Consider the following 3,881-nt stretch of genomic DNA (forward strand, 5'->3'; position numbering starts at 1 on the left):
GGGGGTCGTCGTCTGGTCCAACCCTGGTGCGGCGGGGGAGCAGCGCATCCTGCCCGACGGCTGCCTCGACCTGATCTTCGACGGTGACCGGCTGGTCGTCGCAGGCCCTGACACCAGCGCCCGGATCCACGTCTCGGGCTCCGTCGCTCCGGGCTCCGTCGCTCCGGGCTCCGTCGGTCCGGGCTCCGTCGGTCCGGTCATCGGGGTCCGCCTGCACGGAGGTCGTGGGCCGGCGCTGCTCGGCGTCCCGGCCGACGCGCTCACCGACAGCACGCTCGCGCTGGAGCAGCTGTGGGGCGACCGGCGGGCTCGCATCCTGGCCGGCCGCGTCGCGCGCGACCCGGCGCGGGAGCTCGCCGTCTGGGCGACGAGCCCCGACGAGGGGTCGGGGGCTCTCCCCGGCGGGCCCGCCGACGGCTTCGGCCCGCTGCTGCTCGCCCTGCTCGCTCGGGGGGCGGGAATCGCCGAGGCAGCCGGGGTGCTCGGCTACAGCCCGCGCCAGCTGCACCGCCGCTCCCTACCGGTGTTCGGCTACGGTCCTCAGCACCTCGGTCGGGTGCTGCGGCTCCAGCGGGCGCTCGCCGTCGCCGACCGTGGTGTGGGCTGGGCCACCGTCGCCGCGCAGACGGGGTATGCCGATCAGGCCCACCTCGCCCGCGACGTCCGCGCCCTCACCGGCGTCACGCCGACCGCGCTGCGGCGTGAGCGGGACGTCCGATCCGTCCAAGACGCGGCCTGACCCGGGGGCCTAGCGTCAGGGACATGAAGCTCTCTCCCACCCTCATCGAGCTGGTCGTCTCCGACATGCCGGCCACCCTCGCCTTCTACCGCCGCCTCGGCCTCGACATCCCGGCCGACGCCGACACCGAGCCCCACGTCGACGTCGCCCTCGGCGGTATCCGGCTCGCCTTCGACGCCATCGAGGTGATCCTGAGCTTCGACCCGTCGTGGACCCCACCGTCCGGCGGCCACCGGGTCGCCCTGGGGTTCGCCTGCGACACCGCGGCGGAGGTCGACGCGGCATACGCCGAGCTGACCGCCGCCGGAGCGAGCGGCCACCTCGAGCCCTGGGACGCCTTCTGGGGCATGCGGTATGCCGTGGTCCACGACCCCGACGGCACCCCCGTCGACCTCTTCGCCCCCCTCAGCTGACGCGTTCCGCGCTCGCCCTCAGCGCCCGCCGCCACCCCCCCCGGCTTGTTGCTTCCGGAGTGCCCGTTCGGCCCGACATTTCGGGCAGGAAGGGCATACCAGAAGCAAGAAGCGGGAAGGTGGGGGGGAGAAGCGGAGGCGGGGAGGCGGGAGGCAGGTGCGGTCAGGCGCGGTCGGTGGCGGGTTCGGCTGAGACGACGTCGGTCCGCTCGGCCCGCCCGTCGGGAGCGGCCGGGGCGGTGTCGGCGCGCACCTTGGGCATGGCCAGGCCGGCGGCGACCGTGAGCACGCACGCGACGAGGACGGCGACGAAGACCGCCGTGCCCGACGAGGTCGCCGTGGCCGGGTCGGTCTCGGGCCGGCCCGAGGCGGAGATCACGTGGTTGGCGACGGCGCCGAAGATGGCCGCGCCGACCGCGCTGCCGATCGAGCGGGCAAACAGGTTGGTGCCCGTGACCACCCCGCGGTCGTGCCAGTCGACACTCGCCTGGGCGGCGATGAGCGACGGGCTCGCCACCAGGCCCATCCCGAGCCCGGTGGTGAAGCACGCGATGGCGACGACGGCGACGCCGGGGTGCCTCCCGGCGAGCGCGAGGATCGCCGTCCCGGCCACCGCGAGGACCATGCCCACGAGCACCGTCGGGCGGAAGCCGAAGCGCAGGTAGAGCAGCCGGCCGGACAGGGTCGCGGCGATCGGCCACCCGATGGTCAGCGAGGCCAGGGCCAGCCCGGCCACGAGGGGTTCGACGCCGAGCGCGTTCTCGAGGTAGGTCGGGACGAACGAGGTGAGGCCGATGAGGATGGCGCCGACCCCGAGGGACAACAGGCTCGTCGTCAGCAGGAGACGTCGGCTCAGCACCCAGAGCGGGAGGACCGGCTCCGCGGCGCGGCGTTCGACGAGGACGAAAGCCGCCAGGAGCAGGGCACCGACGGCGAAGACCGCGATGCTGGCCAGGGAGGTCCAGGCCCAGGCCTGGCCGCCCTCGAGGACGCCGAGGATGAGCAGCGTCATCGACACGGTGAGCAATATCGAGCCGAGGTAGTCGATCCGGTGCCGGCTGCGCTCCACCTTCTCGTGGAAGTTGCGGTAGATCAGCGTGGCCGCGAGCAGGCAGAGGGGGATGTTGACGAAGAAGATCCAGCGCCAGATGTTCAGCTGCGAGAAGATCCCGCCGAGGGTCGGGCCGACCACCGAGGAGATGGCCCACACGCTGGCGATGTAGCCCTGCGCCTTGGCGCGCTCGGCCACGCTGTAGATGTCGCCGGCGATCGTGATCGACATCGGCTGGACGGCTCCGGCCCCGAGGCCCTGGACCGCCCGGAAGGCGATGAGGGCGGGCATGCTCCAGGCGAATCCGCAGAGGATCGAGCCGAGCAGAAAGAGCCCGATCCCGAACAGCATCAACGGTTTGCGACCGATGGTGTCCGCGAGCTTGGCGTAGATCGGCACCGACACGGCCTGCGCCAGGAGGTAGACCGAGAAGAGCCACGGGAAGAGCGAGAAGTCGCCGAGGTCCTTGACGACGGACGGGACGGCCGTCGCGAGGATGGTCGCGTCGATGGCGATGACGCCCGTCGACACCATGATGGCGAGGAGGATGGGGCCGCGTTCGGAGCGCAGGCCGACGCCCTCGGAGGAAGTTCCGGTCACAGGGGGGTCAAGTCGCCGGGGAGTCGCGTTCATTCCCGAGGGGCGTCTTCTTGACCAGCCAAAGAATCACCACTGGGGGTACCCCAGGGGTGATTCTTTGGCTGGTCAGGCGTCAGCCGAGCTGCCAGGACCGCTTCGACAGGCCGAACCAGAACCCGTCGATGACGCTGCGGCTGACGATCGGGCCCTGCCCCGCCGAGGCGTATGCCGCGCCGAGACTGACGAACAGCGGTGCGAAGTGCTCGGTGCGCGGGTGCGCGACGTGAGCGGCCGGTGCCTTGTCGAGGAAGTCCAGGAGCGCGTCGACGTCCTCGTGCTCCATCGCCTCCTTGGCCCACTGGTCGAACTCCTTCGACCACGCGGGCGCCTCGTAGTCGGAGCCCAGCGAGGGGTTGAAGCCGCTGAGGTTGTGCGTCGTGAACCCCGACCCGACGATGAGCGTCCCCTCCTCGCGCAGGGGGGCGAGCTTCTGGCCGATGGCGAAGAGCGTCCGCGGGTCGAGGGTCGGCATCGACAGCTGGAGGACGGGCACGTCGGCCTCGGGGAACATCTCGACCAGCGGCACGTAGGCGCCGTGGTCGAGGCCGCGGGCCTCGTCGCGGTGCACCGTGGTGCCGGCGGCCGAGAGCAGGGCGGTGACGTCGTCGGCGAGCTCCGGCGCGGCCGGGGCGGCATACGTGACGTCGTAGTACCGCTGTGGGAAGCCCCAGAAGTCATAGGTGAGGGGGGCGCCCGTCACGGACGACAGCGCGAGCGGTGCCTCCTCCCAGTGGGCCGAGACCATCAGGACGTTCGTGGGCTTCGCGGCGGCCTCGACGATGTCGCCGGACCAGGTCGCGAGCTCCTTCGTCCACACCGTGTCGTCCGCGAGCGGAGGGGCCCCGTGGCTGAGGTAGAGCACCGGCTGGGTCGTCATGCGGACATTCTACCCGCCTATAGTTCAATCTTCAACTAGTGCTCGGATGTGGTCCGATGGGAGGAACTTCCCGGCTGACGCGTTACAGTCCTGTCGCCGACCCCCGTCCGAGCCGTGACGAATCCACTGCACGAGGGTCAGGGAAAGACATGGGGGTATGGC

General features: G+C 71.5%; 4 protein-coding genes. 2 read left to right on the plus strand and 2 right to left on the minus strand.

From position 1 onward, the window contains the following. A partial coding sequence (locus tag Q0R63_RS10620) for a helix-turn-helix domain-containing protein (RefSeq protein WP_295697079.1) occupies nucleotides 1–739 on the plus strand: 739 nt, incomplete at its 5' end. A 23-nt stretch (nucleotides 740–762) separates the two neighbouring features. Further along, nucleotides 763–1,152, plus strand: a complete 390-nt coding sequence (locus Q0R63_RS10625; protein ID WP_295697080.1) for a VOC family protein — start codon at nucleotides 763–765, stop codon at nucleotides 1,150–1,152. A 163-nt stretch (nucleotides 1,153–1,315) separates the two neighbouring features. On the opposite strand, the gene Q0R63_RS10630 is transcribed toward Q0R63_RS10625, so the two are convergent. Together Q0R63_RS10630 and Q0R63_RS10635 are read right to left on the minus strand one after the other, a co-directional pair. Then, entirely contained in the window at nucleotides 1,316–2,737 is a 1,422-nt protein-coding gene (locus Q0R63_RS10630; protein WP_295697082.1) for an MDR family MFS transporter, read from the minus strand. 178 nt (nucleotides 2,738–2,915) lie between these two features. Beyond that, entirely contained in the window at nucleotides 2,916–3,719 is an 804-nt protein-coding gene (locus Q0R63_RS10635; protein WP_295697081.1) for a class III extradiol ring-cleavage dioxygenase, read from the minus strand. Nucleotides 3,720–3,881: the final 162 nt, after the last annotated feature.

The organism is Lapillicoccus sp. (assembly GCF_025353065.1).
Taxonomy (GTDB): domain Bacteria; phylum Actinomycetota; class Actinomycetes; order Actinomycetales; family Dermatophilaceae; genus Lapillicoccus.

Bases quoted from the DNA above. Each gene is read 5' to 3' on its own strand.
- Q0R63_RS10625 (WP_295697080.1), top strand. From the start codon at position 763: ATGAAGCTCTCTCCCACCCTCATCGAGCTGGTCGTCTCCGACATGCCG.
- Q0R63_RS10630 (WP_295697082.1), bottom strand. From the start codon at position 2,737: ATGGTGTCGACGGGCGTCATCGCCATCGACGCGACCATCCTCGCGACG.
- Q0R63_RS10635 (WP_295697081.1), bottom strand. From the start codon at position 3,719: ATGACGACCCAGCCGGTGCTCTACCTCAGCCACGGGGCCCCTCCGCTC.